General features: G+C 66.6%; 13 protein-coding genes, 1 pseudogene and 1 riboswitch. Of the genes and pseudogenes, 7 read left to right on the top strand and 7 right to left on the bottom strand.

Features of this window, described 5'->3' with window-relative positions:
* Positions 1–63: 63 nt before the first annotated feature.
* A riboswitch (SAM riboswitch) is annotated at positions 64–183 on the top strand.
* Between the two features lie 123 nt (positions 184–306).
* From ACPGXI_RS06335 to ACPGXI_RS06325, 3 genes are read left to right on the top strand one after another with little or no spacing between them, the layout of a single operon-like run.
* Entirely contained in the window at positions 307–1,674 is a 1,368-nt protein-coding gene (locus tag ACPGXI_RS06335) for a bifunctional o-acetylhomoserine/o-acetylserine sulfhydrylase (protein WP_526650951.1), read from the top strand.
* Positions 1,675–1,684: 10 nt separating this feature from the next.
* Complete coding sequence (metX, locus tag ACPGXI_RS06330) at positions 1,685–2,815, top strand: homoserine O-acetyltransferase MetX (protein ID WP_526650949.1); 1,131 nt, start codon at positions 1,685–1,687, stop codon at positions 2,813–2,815.
* On the top strand, positions 2,812–3,543 hold the full coding sequence (locus ACPGXI_RS06325; RefSeq protein ID WP_526650947.1) for a class I SAM-dependent methyltransferase: 732 nt from the start codon (positions 2,812–2,814) through the stop codon (positions 3,541–3,543). Before metX ends, ACPGXI_RS06325 begins: the two co-directional genes overlap by 4 nt.
* 76 nt (positions 3,544–3,619) lie before the next feature.
* On the opposite strand, the gene ACPGXI_RS06320 is transcribed toward ACPGXI_RS06325, so the two are convergent.
* Complete coding sequence (locus tag ACPGXI_RS06320) at positions 3,620–3,913, bottom strand: DUF3017 domain-containing protein (protein WP_526650946.1); 294 nt, start codon at positions 3,911–3,913, stop codon at positions 3,620–3,622.
* A 19-nt stretch (positions 3,914–3,932) separates the two neighbouring features.
* Complete coding sequence (locus tag ACPGXI_RS06315; protein ID WP_526651072.1) at positions 3,933–4,790, bottom strand: bifunctional methylenetetrahydrofolate dehydrogenase/methenyltetrahydrofolate cyclohydrolase; 858 nt, start codon at positions 4,788–4,790, stop codon at positions 3,933–3,935.
* 76 nt (positions 4,791–4,866) lie between these two features.
* On the opposite strand from ACPGXI_RS06315, the gene ACPGXI_RS06310 reads away from it, so the two are divergent.
* Positions 4,867–6,075 carry an NADH:flavin oxidoreductase gene (locus ACPGXI_RS06310; RefSeq protein WP_526650944.1) on the top strand — a complete coding sequence of 403 codons (1,209 nt, stop codon included), beginning with the start codon at positions 4,867–4,869 and terminating at the stop codon, positions 6,073–6,075.
* Between the two features lie 222 nt (positions 6,076–6,297).
* Positions 6,298–8,880 (top strand): FHA domain-containing protein, encoded by a 2,583-nt coding sequence (locus ACPGXI_RS06305; RefSeq protein ID WP_526650942.1) that lies wholly within the window; start codon positions 6,298–6,300, stop codon positions 8,878–8,880.
* Positions 8,881–8,911: 31 nt separating this feature from the next.
* On the opposite strand, the gene ACPGXI_RS06300 is transcribed toward ACPGXI_RS06305, so the two are convergent.
* Together ACPGXI_RS06300 and ACPGXI_RS06295 are read right to left on the bottom strand one after the other, a co-directional pair.
* Positions 8,912–9,463, bottom strand: a complete 552-nt coding sequence (locus ACPGXI_RS06300) for a pentapeptide repeat-containing protein (RefSeq protein WP_526650940.1) — start codon at positions 9,461–9,463, stop codon at positions 8,912–8,914.
* Between the two features lie 297 nt (positions 9,464–9,760).
* The gene (locus tag ACPGXI_RS06295; protein ID WP_526650938.1) at positions 9,761–10,366 is read right to left on the bottom strand and encodes a class I SAM-dependent methyltransferase; all 606 of its coding nucleotides are present in this window, start codon (positions 10,364–10,366) and stop codon (positions 9,761–9,763) included.
* A 330-nt stretch (positions 10,367–10,696) separates the two neighbouring features.
* Between ACPGXI_RS06295 and ACPGXI_RS06290 the strand changes: the two genes are divergently transcribed.
* The gene (locus ACPGXI_RS06290) at positions 10,697–11,371 is read left to right on the top strand and encodes a hypothetical protein (protein WP_526650937.1); all 675 of its coding nucleotides are present in this window, start codon (positions 10,697–10,699) and stop codon (positions 11,369–11,371) included.
* A gap of 193 nt (positions 11,372–11,564) precedes the next feature.
* Positions 11,565–12,017 carry a tRNA (cytidine(34)-2'-O)-methyltransferase gene (locus ACPGXI_RS06285; RefSeq protein ID WP_526651070.1) on the top strand — a complete coding sequence of 151 codons (453 nt, stop codon included), beginning with the start codon at positions 11,565–11,567 and terminating at the stop codon, positions 12,015–12,017.
* 37 nt (positions 12,018–12,054) lie between these two features.
* Here the strand turns inward: ACPGXI_RS06285 and ACPGXI_RS06280 are convergent, their stop codons facing one another.
* From ACPGXI_RS06280 to ACPGXI_RS06270, 3 genes and pseudogenes are all read right to left on the bottom strand, one after another.
* Positions 12,055–12,696, bottom strand: a complete 642-nt coding sequence (locus ACPGXI_RS06280) for a nitroreductase family protein (protein ID WP_526650935.1) — start codon at positions 12,694–12,696, stop codon at positions 12,055–12,057.
* Positions 12,697–12,807: 111 nt separating this feature from the next.
* Positions 12,808–16,152 (bottom strand): DNA polymerase III subunit alpha, encoded by a 3,345-nt coding sequence (locus ACPGXI_RS06275; protein WP_526650933.1) that lies wholly within the window; start codon positions 16,150–16,152, stop codon positions 12,808–12,810.
* A 116-nt stretch (positions 16,153–16,268) separates the two neighbouring features.
* A pseudogene (locus ACPGXI_RS06270) lies at positions 16,269–16,656 on the bottom strand (IS481 family transposase); the annotation flags it as partial.

Genomic DNA, 16,656 nt, shown 5'->3' with positions numbered 1-16,656 from the left:
CGGAAACGGCCGCACCGCCCACCCACTAGCACCTTCTCACCACCTTGCGATAGTCTTCATCACGGTCATGAGTGCCAGCGTCAAGCCCCGGCTCGCTGGTCGGCAACCCTCCAACCGCGGTGGGGTGCCCCGGGTGATGACCAGGTTGAGCAGCGAATGACGGCTGCAAGGCAAGCGCGGGTCCGCTGTGACACGGGCCCCCTGACGAGACGGGGAAACCTGATGGCGAGGTCGGTAGTGCGCAGTTGTCGATGACTGCTGCGCATTCCAACCCACCGCCAGGCGCCCTTCGGTAGGAGAACATCAATGAGTACCGACAACGAGACGAGCACCGACGCCGGGACCGACGCCGCCACCTGGGCATTCGAGACCAAGCAGGTGCACGCCGGGCAGGCACCCGACATCGCCACCAACGCGCGCGCCCTGCCGATCTACCAGACCACCAGCTACACCTTCGACAGCACCGATCATGCGGCCGCGCTGTTCGGCCTGGCCGAGCCCGGCAACATCTACACCCGCATCATGAATCCAACCCAGGATGTCGTCGAGCAGCGCATCGCGGCCCTGGAGGGCGGCGTCGCGGCGCTGTTCCTGTCCTCCGGGCAGGCCGCCGAGACATTCGCGATCCTGAACCTCGCCGGAGTCGGCGACCACATCGTGTCCAGCCCGCGGCTGTACGGCGGCACCTACAACCTGTTCCACTACTCGCTGCCCAAGCTGGGCATCGAGGTGAGCTTTGTGGATAACCCCGACGATCTGGAGTCCTGGCGGGCCGCCGCCCAACCCAACACCAAGGCATTCTTCGCCGAGACCATCTCCAACCCGCAGATCGACATTCTCGACATCCCCGGCGTCTCGGCCGTGGCGCACGAGGCCGGCGTCCCCCTGATCGTCGACAACACCATCGCAACGCCGTACCTGATCCAACCGATCGCGCACGGCGCCGACATCGTGGTGCACTCGGCCACCAAATACCTCGGCGGGCACGGAACCGCGATCGCGGGCGTCATCGTCGACAGCGGCAACTTCGACTGGACCAACGGGCGGTTCCCCGGCTTCACCACGCCGGACCCGAGCTACCACGGCGTGGTGTTCGCCGAACTGGGCCCGCCCGCCTACGCACTCAAGGCGCGCGTGCAGCTGCTTCGGGACCTCGGCTCGGCTGCCGCCCCGTTCAACGCGTTCCTCATCGCCCAGGGCCTGGAAACGCTGAGCCTGCGCGTCGAGCGCCACGTGTCCAATGCACAGAAGGTCGCCGAGTATCTCGACGGGCACCCCGACGTCATCTCGGTGAACTATGCGGGCCTGCCCACCTCACCGTGGTACGAGCTGGGAAAGAAGCTGGCGCCCAAAGGAACCGGTGCCGTGCTGGCGTTCGAGCTGGCCGGCGGCATCGACGCGGGAAAGGCGTTCGTGAATGCGCTGAAACTGCACAGTCACGTAGCCAACATCGGCGACGTCCGATCGCTGGTGATCCACCCGGCGTCGACGACCCACGCACAGCTCTCTCCCGAGGAACAGCTCGCGACCGGCGTGACACCGGGCCTGGTTCGGCTCGCCGTCGGTATCGAGGGCATCGACGATCTCCTCGCCGATCTAGAGCGGGGCTTCGCCGCGGCCGGAGCTCTTCCTCGGCTGTCGGGTACCGATTCGCTCACAGTGGCATCGTCCTGAGGGTTGTGACGTGACAATCATGGATGTGAGAGCCGACGAGCGCGTGACGCTTCCCCGCGAGGGTGAGGTCGCCGTCGTCGATATCGGCGCGCTGAAGCTGGAGAACGGCGAGGTCATCGACGATGTGTCGATTGCGGTGCAGCGCTGGGGGAAACTCTCACCCCAGCGCGACAACGTCGTGGTCGTGCTCCACGCGCTGACCGGTGACTCCCACATCACCGGCCCGGCCGGAGCTGCGCACCCCACGCCGGGCTGGTGGGACGGGGTCGCCGGTCCCGGCGCGCCGATCGACACAGACCGCTGGTGCGCTATCTCGACCAACGTCCTGGGCGGATGCCGGGGCTCCACCGGCCCCAGCTCGCCAGCTCCCGATGGAAAGCCCTGGGGGTCAAGGTTTCCCGCGATATCGATACGCGACCAGGTGGCTGCAGACGTAGCTGTGCTGGCCAAACTGGGTATCACCGAGGTCGCGGCGGTGATCGGTGGTTCGATGGGCGGCGCGCGCGCCCTCGAGTGGATTGTCACCCATCCCGACAGCGTGCGCGCGGGACTCGTGCTGGCGGTCGGGGCGCGGGCCACTGCCGACCAGATCGGAACGCAGAGCACCCAGGTGGCCGCCATCACCTCCGATCCGAACTGGCGCGGGGGCGACTACCACGGCACCCGGCGCTCCCCCGACGTCGGTGTGCAGATCGCGCGACGCTTCGCGCACCTGACCTATCGGGGTGAGACGGAGTTGGACGACCGGTTCGGCAACGACCCGCAGGGCGACGAGGACCCAACCTCCGGCGGTCGATACTCCGTGCAGAGCTATCTCCAACATCAGGGCCAAAAGCTGCTCGCGCGCTTCGATGCAGGTACCTACGTCGCGCTCACCGACGCATTGTCCAGCCACGACGTCGGACGCGACCGCGGCGGAGTAGAGGCCGCCCTGCGCGGCTGCCCGGTACCGACGGTGGTGGGCGGCATCACCTCCGACCGGCTGTACCCGCTGCGCTTGCAGGAAGAGTTGGCCGAATTGCTGCCCGGCTGTCAAGGTCTCGATGTCCTCGAATCGGTGTACGGCCACGACGGCTTCCTGCTGGAGACCGAAGCGGTCGGGGAGTTGATCCGCCGGACGCTGGAGATGGCGTCGCCGTGACCGGTGCCCCCGAGCAGCGGTCACTGTCGTTCGGTGCCGAAGCTGCGGCCTACGAGCGGGGGCGGCCGTCCTATCCACCTGAAGCGATCAACTGGCTGCTGCCATCTGACGCGCGCGATGTCCTCGATCTGGGCGCCGGCACCGGCAAGCTCACCACCCGGCTGGTAGAACGCGGCCTCGACGTCATCGCTGTCGACCCGATCCCCGAGATGCTCGACCTGCTGAGCAGCGCGCTGCCCGACACGCCTGCGCTGCTGGGTACCGCCGAAGAGATCCCGCTGCCCGACGACAGCGTCGACGCGGTGTTGGTCGCCCAGGCATGGCACTGGTTCGACCCGGGACGCGCGATCAAGGAGGTGGCCCGCGTGCTGCGCCCAGGCGGTCGGCTCGGTCTGGTGTGGAACAACCGCGACGAGCGCCTGGGTTGGGTCAAGGACCTGGGCCACGTCATCGGCCATGAGGCCGACCCGTTCAGCCAGTCGGCGGCTCTGCCCGCCCCGTTCACCGACATCCAGCGCGAACAGATCGACTGGACCAGCTATCTGACGCCGCAGGCGCTGATCGACCTGGTGGCCTCGCGCAGCTACTGCATCACCTCACCGGAGCGGGTGCGGGCCCGCACGCTGGATCGCGTACGCGAACTGCTGGCCACCCACCCTGCCCTGGCCAACGTCAGCGGACTGGCCCTGCCCTACATCACGGTGTGCATCCGGGCCACGCTCGCCTGAGCCACCTCGTCCCCCTCGACGGGCACGCACCAAAGCCGTTGCTGGTATGGCACGTTCGCGCGCAAAGCAGCGGGGACTAACTTGTTCCGAGCGGATCGATGGTCCACGCGATGTAGAGCACGGCTGCGCTGAGCGACGCGGTGGTGAGAACGTCAAATGTCCGGGTGCGCACTGCAAGCAGCCCCGCTCGCTCATCGGTGAGGGTCAAACGCAGAGCGGCCGCGACACCCACGCCAATCGCCATCACCAGCGCGCCTCGGCGCCAATAGCCTGCGGCCACCAACGCGAAGGCCACCACCAGGAAGGCGCCGACCAGAAGAATCGGCCACTGCACGCCGAACACCTTGTGGGTGAACTCCCGCAGTTTCATCGGCTCTTCGCGCAAGCGCTCACTGGCTCATCGACCGCTCGGCGCACTCGACAACATTGGTCAATAGAAACGCCCGCGTCAGTGGGCCGACACCGCCCGGGTTCGGCGAGACATGGCCGGCCACCTCCCACACGTCAGGACGCACGTCGCCGACGAGCTTGCCCGCGTCGTCGCGGCTGACCCCGACGTCGATGACGGCCGCACCCGGGCGCACCATATCGGCCGTCACCATGTGCGGCACCCCGGCTGCGGCCACGATGATGTCGGCCTCGCGGGTGATCTGGGGCAGCTGGCGGGTCGCGGTGTGGCACAACGTCACCGTGGCGTTCTCCGAGCGCCGGGTCAGTAGCAGCCCCAGGGGGCGACCAACAGTGACACCGCGCCCAATGACGACGACGTGCGCACCCGCGATCTCCACCTGGTAGCGCCGCAGCAGGTGCACGATCCCGCGGGGGGTGCACGGCAGCGGCGCGGGCTCGTTGAGCACCAGCCTGCCGAGATTCATCGGGTGCAGCCCATCGGCGTCCTTGCCGGGGTCCACCCGCTCGAGCGCCGCGTTCTCGTTCAGCTGCTCGGGTAACGGCAACTGCACGATGTAGCCGGTGCAGTCGGGGTTGGCGTTGAGCTCGTCGAGGATCTCCTCGAGTGCCGCCTGGCTGATGTCGGCCGGCAGGTCACGGCGGATCGAGTTGATGCCGACCTTGGCGCAGTCGCCGTGCTTACCGCGGACATAGGCCCGCGAACCAGGGTCCTCGCCCACCAGAACAGTGCCCAGCCCCGGAGTCCGCCCTGCCTTGGTGAGGCGGGCAACGCGCTCCTTCAGGTCAACGAGAATTTCATCGCGCGTGGCCTTACCGTCCAATGTGATCGCACCCACGACGGTCATTCTGTCAGGCTCCAATTTCTCCACCGTCGGCGATCTCCGCGGGGCCGGCGTGGCAAGCTCCCAAGATATGACAGCCCCGCATGACGTCTTCAGCCCCGCCAGGCTCGGTCCGGTGACGCTGCGCAACCGCATCATCAAGGCAGCGACGTTCGAGGGTGCCACCCCCGACGCGCTGGTGACCGATGACCTGATCACCTATCACCGCCTTCCGGCGGCCGGCGGGGTCGGCATGACGACTGTCGCGTACCTGGCGGTGACGCCGGGCGGGCGCACCGAGGGCAAGCAGATCTATTGGCGTCCCGAGGCCATGCCGGGGCTTGGGCGCCTCGTCGACGCGATTCACGCCGAGGGTTCGGCGATCAGCGCGCAGATCGGCCACGCCGGGCCCGTGGCCAATGCCCGCTCCAACAAGGCCAAGGCCTATGCGCCGGTACGGTTCTTCAACCCGCTGTCGATGCGCTTCGCCAAGAAAGCCACCCGAGCGGACATCGACGACATAGTCGAGGCCCACGCCAACGCGGCGCGCTGCGCGATAGACGCCGGCTTCGACTCCGTCGAGGTCCACCTGGGACACAACTACTTCGCGAGCGCCTTTTTGTCCCCACTGATCAACCGGCGCACCGACGAGTTCGGCGGATCGCTGGCCAACCGCGCCAAGGTGGCCCGCGCTGCGGTGCTGGCCGTGCGCCGGGCGGTCGAGCAGGCGGGCACACCGATCGCGGTGACGGCCAAGCTCAACATGACCGACGGGGTGCGCGGCGGTATCTCGACCGAGGAGGCGTTGCAGACCGCGCAGTGGCTCGAGCAGGACGGCGGCCTGGACGCCATCGAGCTCACCGCCGGCAGCTCGCTGGTCAACCCGATGTACCTGTTCCGGGGCGACGTCCCCATCAAGGAGTTTGCGGCGGCATTCAAACCGCCGCTGCGCTGGGGCATCCGGATGACGGGCAAGAAGTTCCTGCGTGAGTACCCCTACCGGGACGCCTATCTGCTGCGCGACGCCCGGCTGTTCCGTGCCGAGCTGAGGATGCCGCTGATCCTGCTCGGCGGTATCACCAACCGCGAGACGATGGACCTCGCCATGGACGAGGGTTTCGACTTCGTCGCGATGGGGCGCGCGCTGCTCGCCGAGCCTGACCTGATCAACCGGATTCAGGCGGACGGGCCGGCGCGCTCGTTGCAGTCGGTGTGCAACCACTGCAATCAGTGCATGGCCACCATCTACACCCACACACACTGTGTCATCACCGGGTCGCCGACCACCCAGGGGCGCTGACCGCGCCGCGAAGCGCGGTCCGCGACGATCGCAGCTACGCCGCTGAGGTCGAAAACCGTTCGTGCACTGAACCGCTCGGCGCGCCCGCGCTGCGCGGTGACACCCAACCTCGCGGTCTCGACGTGTTGGTGCCGGAGGGCCAGATAACGGCGCTGCAACAGATCACGAACACCGTCCGGTGGCAGATCGCCACCGGACCGTCTACCGATAGAGTTTCCCCCGATGAGCCGACCAGCATCCCCTGCGCTGACTGTTCGGTACGACGGATCCCCGCGCACTTTCGCCCCTGGCACCGACGTCGTCGTCGGTCGGGACCTGCGCGCCGACGTCCGCATTGCGCACCCGTTGATCTCCCGGGCCCACCTCGTGCTGCGCTCCGAGCAGGGCCGGTGGACCGCCATCGACAACGGCAGTCTCAACGGGATGTACGTCAATGGCCGCCGGGTACCCACCGTGGACCTCACCGACGGCCAGCAGATTCACGTCGGCAACGCTGACGGGCCACTGCTCACGTTCGAGGTCGGCCGTCATCAGGGATCGGCGGGTTCGCCGCCTCCCACCGCGGTGGTCCCGGTGGTTCGGCCCAGCGTGACCCGGCCCAGTCAGCAACCGCCACCGACGGGGTGGCGCCCACAGCCTGGGCAGTATCAATCCGGACCGGGACCGTACCCGACCGGACCGGGAACTCCTTCGCCCAGCGCACCTCCCGCACGCCCGGCACCGGTGCCGCAGTCGATCTCCTCGCCCGGGCAGGAGTCCCCCACGCTGATGGGCCCGGCTGCCGCACCGCGGCCCGGCGACGGCAACCTCGCGACCAACATGCTCAAGATCTTGCGACCCGGACGCGCTGCAGATGTCCCGACGGGATCGATCAAGATCGGCCGGGCAGGCGACAACGACATCGTCATCCCGGACGTGCTGGCCTCACGCCACCACGCCACGCTGGTCCCGGCGGCCCGCGGCCCCGGGACCGCCGAGATCCGCGACAACCGCAGCATCAACGGCACTTTCGTCAACGGCGCCCGCGTCGACACCGCGCCGCTCACTGACGGTGACACCGTGACCATCGGCAACGTCGACCTACTCTTCCGCGATGGCACGCTGGTACGCCGCACGCAGACCGCCGCCGACACCGCAACCGGCGGACTCGACGTCCACGGCGTCACCTGGACCATCGAGGGCAACAAGACGCTGCTGGACAACATCTCCATGTCGGCCCGGCCCGGGACGCTGACCGCCGTGATCGGCCCCTCGGGTGCGGGCAAGTCGACGTTCGCGCGGCTGGTCGCCGGCTACACCCACCCCACGACGGGCCAGGTGTCGTTCGAAGGCCACGACGTTCACAGCGAGTACGCCTCGCTGCGCTCCCGCATCGGGATGGTGCCCCAAGACGACGTGGTGCACGGCCAACTGACCGTCAGGCAGGCGTTGATGTACGCCGCCGAGCTCCGTCTTCCACCCGACACCACCGAGGCCGACCGCGACCAGGTCGTCAACGAGGTGCTCCAAGAGCTCGAGATGACCGAGCACCTCGACACCCGCGTCGACAAGCTCTCCGGCGGGCAACGCAAGCGCGCCTCGGTCGCACTCGAACTGCTGACCGGCCCGTCGCTGCTCATCCTCGACGAGCCGACCTCTGGCCTGGACCCCGCCCTGGACCGCCAGGTGATGTCGATGTTGCGCCAGCTCGCTGATGCCGGCCGCGTGGTGCTCGTCGTCACCCACTCGCTGACCTATCTCGATGTGTGCGATCAGGTGTTGTTGCTCGCCCCAGGCGGAAAGACCGCGTTCTACGGCCCGCCCAGCGACATCGGCCCGTCGATGGGCACCACGAACTGGGCCGACATCTTTTCCCGCGTCGCCGGAGACCCGGACGGTGCAGCGCAGCGCTTCCTCACCCAGCATGGACCTCCCCCGCCCCCGCCGCCCGCATTGACTCCGTCTGATCTGGGCAATCCGACCCGCACCAGCGTGCGTAGGCAGTTGTCCACGATCGCGCGGCGCCAGATCCGGCTGGTGGTTTCCGACCGGGGCTATTTCGCGTTCCTGATGCTGCTGCCGTTCATCATGGGCGTGCTGTCCCTGTCGGTGCCCGGCGACGTCGGGTTCGGCGTCCCGAAGACGGCGATGGAGGGCGGTGCAGCGCCCAACGAACCGGGACAGATCCTGGTGATGCTCAACGTCGGCGCAATCTTCATGGGCACCGCCCTGACCATCCGGGCCCTGATCGGCGAGCGGGCCATCTTCAAGCGCGAGCAGGCCGTCGGCCTGTCCACGTCGGCCTACCTGATGGCGAAGGTTCTCGTATTCACCGCCTTCGCCATCGTGCAGGCCGCGATCGTCTCGTCGATCGCGATCGTGGGCAAGGGGTGGGGGCCGGGGGCCGTCGACAGCGGCGCGGTGATCGGCAACCGCAGCCTGGAATTGTTCGTCGACGTCGCGGTGACGTGCGTGGCCGCGGCCATGGTCGGCTTGGCTCTGTCTGCGCTGGCGAAGTCGAGTGAGCAGATCATGCCGCTGTTGGTGGTGGCGATCATGAGCCAACTGGTGTTCTCCGGCGGCATGATCCCGGTCACCGGCCGCGTCGTCCTCGACCAGATGTCGTGGGCGACACCGGCCCGCTGGGGTTTCGCGTCGTCGGCATCGACCGTCGACCTCATCAGGTTGGTGCCGGGCCCGCTGACGCCGAATGACCGGCACTGGGAACACACCCCTAGCGCGTGGATGTTCGATATGGCGATGCTGGTCGCGATCAGCGTGTTCTACCTCGGGTTTGTGCGCTGGCGGATCAGGCTCAAGGCTTAGCTCTGTCTGCCGAGCAGCGGGGCATTATCAGTCACCCGCCGATGTCCAGCCCATGGGCTGCTGCGTAGGCCAGCGCCTGCTCGATGTCGACCTTGGCGCCCCGCAGTCTCGCGGTGGTCCAGAAGGTCGGCTCGGCACGTGCGCCGCGCAGATCAGCACCCTCAAGTCGGGCATCCTGAACCCGGGCCCCGGTCAGGTCAGCGCGCAGCAACACCGCCTCGCGCAGGTCAGTACCCACGAGGCTGGCCTCGCGCAGCCTACAGTCGGACAGATCGACCTTTCGCAGGTCGGCACCGGCGAGCACGGCCAGCGTGAGATCGACCTCGACCAGCGTAAACGGCCGCATCCTGCATTCGATGAACGTCGACCCGATAAAGCTGCAATGGCTAAACGTGCTGTGCCACAGCGAAGTCCGCCGAAAAGTACAGTTGCGGAACGCGGAGCCGACGTGCTGGGACTCGGACAGGTCGACACCGGAGAAGTCGCATCCGGTGAAAACCACACGTTCGGTGCTCAGACGACTGAGATCGTCGTCGCGAAAGTCGTGACCGTCGAATTCCCGGTCCACTTCGTAAGCGTCCACCCCGTCAGCCTGCGGCCGGCGCCGGCCGGTCGAACGTCACCGGCCACCCACACTGTCGGCGGGGGCGCCCGCGATGTATTGATCGACTGTCATTGATAAGGCTCCTGCTGATAGCGCAGTCGCGCGACCGGGCATGCCGGGCGAGCCTGGCAATTGAACGATAATGGCAGCCACCTCACTCGGTCTGCCCAGTCCCCCGTGAGCACCAGAGGAGTCGGCGAACCCGTGAGCCACGAACGTTGCACGCGACGACGGCCACTCCGGTGCGGCGTCTGCCGGCACCGAATGCCGAATGCCTTATGCGGACCGAAGGACCGCGACGAGGAAATCGGAATCATCGGTGAACGGTTGCAGATCCCAGGTCGACAGCAGCAGATCGGGCGCGAACCCGGCAGTTGCGGCGTCGGCGAGAAACTGGGCGAACGCGTACTCGCGACCGGCCCCGAACCCGATCACCGCACGACCGTCGCCACCAAGGTGCGCGCGTAGCCGGCCGAGCACCTGGATTCGGGTACTCGGGGCAAGAAAGGTCATGACGTTGCCGGCCGAGGCGATGACGTCGAACGGTTCGGTGATGCCGCGCGCCGGGAGGTCGAGTTCGGCGAGGTCGCCGACGAGCCAGCGCGGCCCGGGATAGTCCTGTTCAGCTGCCTCAATGAGGGCCGGGTCGACGTCGACACCGACCACACGGTGACCGACCGTGGCCAGATATCCGCCAAGACGGCCGGGTCCGCATCCGGCATCGAGGATGTGGGATCCGCGGGGTGCCATCGCATCCACCAGCCGCGCCTCACCGGCCAGGTCATCACCGGCGCGCGCCATAGCGCGGAAGCGCTCGACGTACCAGTGCGAATGTCCCGGATCGGCGGCGACCTTCTGCATCCAGATGCTCTGCTCAACCATTCACACCACACGCATTGTCGATGCCGATCTCATCTGTCGAGTATAAGAAGGTTGCCCAGGGGCTGATCTGGCATCGGGCGGGTGTGGCCGCGCGCCACCTGGTCGGGATCAGATTTTCTGCAGCTGGACACCCTGCCCGACAACGAAAGCGGTCTGATGCCAGGCATGCCGGTGGTGGCGACGGCTGACCTCCAGCCTCTCCGGCGTCGGCCCATCGTGGCGTGTACCCGGTCTTCACATCTATGGACCCAGGCAGTCATGTTCGGCAGATCCCGTGGGGGACGATTCAGTACGCTTTTGCGCAAACGGCCTTGTACCAGGGAGATGCCGATGACCGAAGCTCGAGACCCGCCCGCGCGGAAGCCACCCGCGGCGGGCCTTAACGAAGACCTGCGCAGGCTGATGAGCGCTCCGGGGGCCCAGCCACCCACATTGGCTCAACGTATCGGACTGAGCCCGGTCGCCGCATTTGCACCGTGGGCCATCTACTGGCTTGTCACCAACAGCCCGGCGGGATGGTTCTCTGCGGCAGTGACCGCCCTCGCGGTAGCGCTGATATTCGCCGCCCCGACGATCCGTTCCGGACTGAAGGTGTTCGATGCCGTAACCATCGTGTTCTTCGCGGGGTTGGTCGTTGCGGGCGTCGTACTCGGCGCCAGGTACGCAGAGGCAACAGACGTACATTCCACCGTGATCGCCGCCGCAGCACTGGCCCTGTTGGCGTTCGTATCCCTGCTGTTCACACCCATCACTGCGGAATACGCGCGCGAGTATGTCTCACCCGAGGAGTGGGACCAGCCCGTGTTCATACGTATCAATCGGGTCGTGACTTTCGTGTGGGGTTCGGTGTTCGCGGCCATCGCCGTACTCGAACTCATCGCTGATAACAATCCGCCAACCCGCGACTGGGCGAATTGGGTTCTCCCGATCACGTTGTTCGCGTTCGCGGTCAGATTCACCCAGCTATACCCGGCAAGGGCCATCGAACGGGCGCAGCGCACGTAGCCGCGGCGTGATCGAGGTGCGGCCTCCCTGAGCGGGGTTGTCTCTGATGGTGTTTGAGTCGATCCTCGCCAGCAGTTGGGTCACCTCATCTACCGCCTTGGCCAGCATGCGTCGTAACCTTCCAAGCATCCGCGCCAAGCATCCTCGCCAAGCACCCTCGCACAGGAAGGACGGCCGTGTTGTGTTCAAAGTGATGTTCTATTCACCGCAGATCGCCCCCAATACGGGTAACGCGATCCGGATGGTGGCAGGCACCGGGGCCGATCTACACCTGGTCGAACCGCTTGGGTTCGACTTGGCCGAACCCAAGCTGCGCCGCGCCGGGCTGGATTATCACGACCTCGCGTCGGTGACGGTGCACCCTGACCTCACCGCAGCCTGGACGGCGGTAACGCCGGCTCGCGTCTTCGCCTTCACCGCACACGCCACCACGTCGTTCGCCGACGTCTCCTACCAACCCGGTGATGTGCTGATGTTCGGCCCGGAGCCCACCGGCCTCGGGCAGACGACGTTGGCTGACCCGCACATCACCGCGCAGGTGAGGATTCCCATGCTCAGCGGCCGACGGTCGCTGAACCTGTCCAACGCAGCCGCCGTCGCCGTCTACGAAGCCTGGCGTCAACACGGATTCTCCGGGGCGACCTGATCGTCGGACACCCGCTCCGCACGTACCTCGTCGGGCGCTACCAGGTGTCCCAATGGCTCAGCTGCTCGGCCGGCAGCCGCTTGGCCGGGCGGAAGTCGGTGCCCTTGGTGTAGGCGATCGGGAATAGCCCCGCCTGGCTGTACTGATCGAACGGGATGCCGAGCAGTTCGGCTGCCTGCCGCTCGCCGTCGCCCAGAAGGTGCAGCGTCGTCCAGGCCGACCCCAGCCCGCGGGAACGCAACGCCAACATGAAACTCCACGCCGCAGGGAGCAACGAACCCCAATAGCCCGCGCTGGCACCGGACGGAGTGTTGTCCGGCTTGCCTTCCAGACACGGGATCAGCATCACCGGAACTTCGTGAAAGTGGTCGTTGAGGTACATCGCCGAGTCGTAGACACGAGGTAACTGCTCGTCGCGGATGTCACCGTGGGCGGGCCTGGGCGCCGACAGGTAGGGCGTCGCGTTGGTCCGGTAGATGTCGGCGAGGGCTTTCTTCTTGTCCGCGTCTTCCACGAACACCCATTGCCAGCCTTGACTGTTCGACCCGGTGGGCGCCTGCAGCGCGATCTCCAGACATTCCATCAATACGTCGCGAGGGACTGGCTTGTCGAAATCCAGCCGCTTGCGTACCGAACGGGTGGTGGTCAGGACTTCGTCTGCGGACAGGTTCAGAGGCATCCTGCGAGACTACATTCGGCGGGATTGTCGCTGTCGCGTGCGCCGAACGCGCTCAAAATGCCACAGTTTGCGGCGCGTCGGCGTGCAAACGCGCGCGCTCGCGGGGACGGGTCAGCGGAAGTCACGGCTCCGCGAACTCACCCGCATGCTGAGCTTGCTCATCCGGTCGGCGATCACGGTCACCGCGCCGGTGGTGTTCTGCACGATCCCGCGCACCACCAGCGCCGAGGCCGTCTGCGCCAGCCGACGATGGCGCGACCACAACCCCGGCGAGCACAGCACATTGACCATCCCCGTCTCGTCCTCGAGATTCATGAACGTCACCCCTTGCGCTGTGGCCGGACGTTGCCGGTGCGTGACAGCCCCGGCCACCAGCACCCGGGTGCCGTCTGGCACCGACAGCAGCTGGTCGGCGGGAACCACGCCCAGCGCGTCGAGATCCTCCCGCAGGAACCGGGTCGGATAGCTGTCCGGCGAAACCCCGGTCGCCCATACGTCGGCGGCCGCCAGTTCCAGCTCGGTCATCCCGGGCAGCGACGGGACGTGCGACGACGAACCGACCCCAGGCAGCCGATCGGGACGCTGGGTGGCCGCAGCACCTGCAGCCCACAACCCCTCCCGCCGGGAGGCCCCGAAACAGCCCAACGCCCCGGCGGTGGCCAGCGCCTCGGTCTGTGGCACAGAAAGTTGCAGACGACCGGTCAGATCAAGCAGAGAAGTAAAGGGGCCGTTGATATTCCGCTCCTTGACCAAGCGCTCGGCCAGCTCTTTGCCCACATGACGAACGCTGCCGAGCCCGAGCCGCACCTCCAGACCATGGTTCTCCAGAGTGGCGTGCGAGAGGCTGGCGTTGACATCCGGGCCCCGGACAACCACGCCGTGCCTGCGAGCGTCGGCGACCAGCGATTGCGGGGAGTAGAAACCCATCGGCTGCGCCCGCAGCAGCGCGGCACAGAACGCCGCTGGATGGTGCAACTTGAACCACGACGAGTAGAACACCAGCGACGCGAAGCTCAGCGAATGACTTTCCGGAAAACCGAAATTGGCGAATGCCTCCAGCTTCTCGTAGATGCGTTCGGCCACCTCCCCGGTGACGCCGTGCAGTTCGGCCATCCCGGCGAAGAAGCGGCTCCGCAGCCGCCGCATCTTCTCCGTCGAGCGTTTCGAGCCCATTGCGCGGCGCAACTGGTCGGCTTCGGCTGCGGAAAATCCGGCGCAGTCAACGGCCAACTGCATAAGCTGTTCCTGGAACAGCGGTACCCCCAATGTCTTTCGTAAAGCTGACTCCATCGACGGGTGGTCGTAAGTAACACGCTCCAGCCCGTTGCGCCGCCTGATGTAGGGGTGCACCGAGCCGCCCTGGATCGGCCCCGGACGGATCAGCGCCACCTCGACCACCAGGTCGTAGAACACCCGCGGCTTCAGCCTGGGCAACGTAGCCATCTGCGCCCGCGACTCCACCTGGAAGACTCCGACGGAGTCCGCCCGCTGCAGCATCTCGTACACGGCGTGCTCGCCCAGATCCAGCCTGGACAGGTCCACCTCGATATCCTTGTGTTCGGCGACCAGGTCGATGGCGTAGTGCAAAGCCGAGAGCATGCCCAGACCCAGCAGGTCGAACTTCACTAAACCGATTGCCGCGCAGTCGTCTTTATCCCACTGCAGCACGCTGCGGTTTTCCATCCGGGCCCACTCGACCGGGCATACGTCGGCAATCGGACGGTCACAGATCACCATGCCACCGGAATGAATTCCCATGTGCCTGGGCAGGTCGGAGATCTGCCTGGCCAGGTCGACGACCTGCTCCGGGATGCCCTCGAGGTCCGGCGAGCCGGCAACACCGTTCCATCGGCTGACCTGCTTGCTCCAGGCATCCTGTTGGCCCTGGGAAAATCCCAGTGCGCGAGCCATATCCCGTACCGCGCTGCGACCGCGGTAGGTGATCACGTTGGCCACCTGCGCGGCGTACTCGCGGCCGTAGCGCTGGTAAACGTACTGGATCACGTTCTCCCGCAGGTCAGATTCGATATCGATGTCGATGTCGGGCGGTCCGTCACGGGCCGGCGACAGGAAGCGTTCGAACAACAATTCGTTGGCGACCGGGTCGACGTTGGTGATCTTCAGCGCGTAGCAGACCGCTGAGTTGGCCGCCGATCCCCTGCCCTGAGCCAAGATGTTGTTGAGCCGACAGAACCGGGTGATGTCGTGTACCACCAGGAAATAGCCGGGAAACTCCAACTGCTCGATGACCTTCAGCTCATGTTCGATCTGGGCGTACGCGATCCGCGCGTGCTCAGGTGTGCCATAGCGGTCGTGGGCGCCTTCGGCGACCAGATGCCTCAACCAGCTGTTCTCGGTATGCCCGTCGGGTACATCAAAGGGTGGCAATCGCGGGGCGATCAGGGCTAGCCCGAAAGCACACTGCTCACCAAGCTCGGCCGCGGCCGTCACCACCTCTGGGCAATGCGAGAACACCCGCGCCATCTCGTCTCCCGACCGCAGGTGCGAGCCGCCCAGTGGCGCAAGGTAGCCCGCTGATTCATCCATGGATCGCCTGGCCCGGATCGCCCCCATCGCCATGGCCAGCCGCCCCCGGGCGGGTTCGGCGAAGTGCGCAGCGGTGGTGGCGATCACCCTCAAGCCGAAGCGGGGGGCCAAGTCGGCCAGCGCGGCGTTGCGTTCGTCATCGAGCGGGTGGCCGTGGTGGCTCAGCTCGATGACGACGCGGTCGCGGCCGAACCGGTCGACCAATTCGGCGAGCGCCACTGCGGCGGCATCCGGTCCACCTGCTGAAAGTGCCTGACGAACATGGCCTTTGCGGCATCCTGTCAGGACGTTCCAGTGCCCGCCTGCCGCCTCGGTCAATGTATCGAAGTCGTAGTGCAACTTACCTTTCTCGCCACCGGCCAGATGCGCCGACGCCAACTGCCTCGACAGTCGCCGGTACCCTTCCGGGCCCCGCGCCAGCACCAGCAGATGCGGCCCCGGCGGGTCGGGTTCGTCGGTGCGACTTCCACCGCCCAGGGACAACTCGGCGCCGAACACCGTGGCCACGTCCAGTTCCTTGGCCGCCTCGGCGAACCGTACAACTCCGTAGAGCCCGTCGTGATCAGTCAGCGCGATGGCCCGCAGATCGAGCCGGGCGGCCTCCTCCACGAGATCTTCGGGCGTGCTGGCTCCGTCGAGAAAGCTGTAAGCCGAATGAGTGTGCAGTTCGGCGTAAGGCGTCGCGCTCGAGCCCGAATTGGACTTCGGATTCAGGCCGGCGGAACCCTCGCGCTCCAGCGCCCTGGGTTCGTACCCGCCCCGCTCACGTGACCAAGCCGGACTGTCACCACCATCGCCAACCTCGGCGGGTCGGGATAGTCGACCGCTGGTTAATCGACCACTGGTTAATCGACCACTGAGGACGCGCTCCATTTCCGTCCAACTCGGCGGACCGTTGTGCCAACCCACCCCGTCACGGTATCGAACATTTGTTCGATAATCGAGCGTTCCTTAGTCGGTCTTGCTGTGATGTCTCAGGACATCGGTGACAGTTCTGCTTCAGGACATCGGTGACATGTGGTGTGTCAGGACTTCGGTGACGGTTTGTCGGCTGTGGGACGTTGGCCGCGGGGTTTTCCGTTGCCGACGTATTTCACCCCAGGTGCGGGGCGGGTGTGCTCGATGAGGACTTCGCCGTCTAGGTCGGCCACGATGATGGTTTCGGCGTCGGTGACGACCAGGACTTGTTCGCAGGCCAGTTGTCCGTCGACCTTGTAGGTGACGCCGGCGAGTGTGATCGTGCCGGCGGTACTCAGTGTCATGATGCGGGTGCCGGCGGGCAGGTCCTGTTGCTGTGGTGCGGGCCGTTTGGGCTTCGGGGCGAGGGGAAGGAGCCAGGGCAGGTCGGGTTTGGGGCGTGGGGCCGCAGCCTTTGCGGTGGCCTCCCAGGCCGTGCGGGGTGTCACGCGCCCG

Origin of the sequence: Mycobacterium sp., assembly GCF_049608025.1 — a bacterium.
Classification (GTDB): Bacteria; Actinomycetota; Actinomycetes; order Mycobacteriales; family Mycobacteriaceae; genus Mycobacterium.
This window is presented reverse-complemented; position numbering and strand designations above follow the sequence as displayed.

Bases quoted from the DNA above. Each gene is read 5' to 3' on its own strand.
- ACPGXI_RS06320 (WP_526650946.1), bottom strand. From the start codon at position 3,913: ATGAAACTGCGGGAGTTCACCCACAAGGTGTTCGGCGTGCAGTGGCCG.
- ACPGXI_RS06285 (WP_526651070.1), top strand. From the start codon at position 11,565: ATGTTCTATTCACCGCAGATCGCCCCCAATACGGGTAACGCGATCCGG.
- ACPGXI_RS06305 (WP_526650942.1), top strand. From the start codon at position 6,298: ATGAGCCGACCAGCATCCCCTGCGCTGACTGTTCGGTACGACGGATCC.
- ACPGXI_RS06335 (WP_526650951.1), top strand. From the start codon at position 307: ATGAGTACCGACAACGAGACGAGCACCGACGCCGGGACCGACGCCGCC.
- ACPGXI_RS06310 (WP_526650944.1), top strand. From the start codon at position 4,867: ATGACAGCCCCGCATGACGTCTTCAGCCCCGCCAGGCTCGGTCCGGTG.
- ACPGXI_RS06280 (WP_526650935.1), bottom strand. From the start codon at position 12,696: ATGCCTCTGAACCTGTCCGCAGACGAAGTCCTGACCACCACCCGTTCG.
- ACPGXI_RS06295 (WP_526650938.1), bottom strand. From the start codon at position 10,366: ATGGTTGAGCAGAGCATCTGGATGCAGAAGGTCGCCGCCGATCCGGGA.
- ACPGXI_RS06290 (WP_526650937.1), top strand. From the start codon at position 10,697: ATGACCGAAGCTCGAGACCCGCCCGCGCGGAAGCCACCCGCGGCGGGC.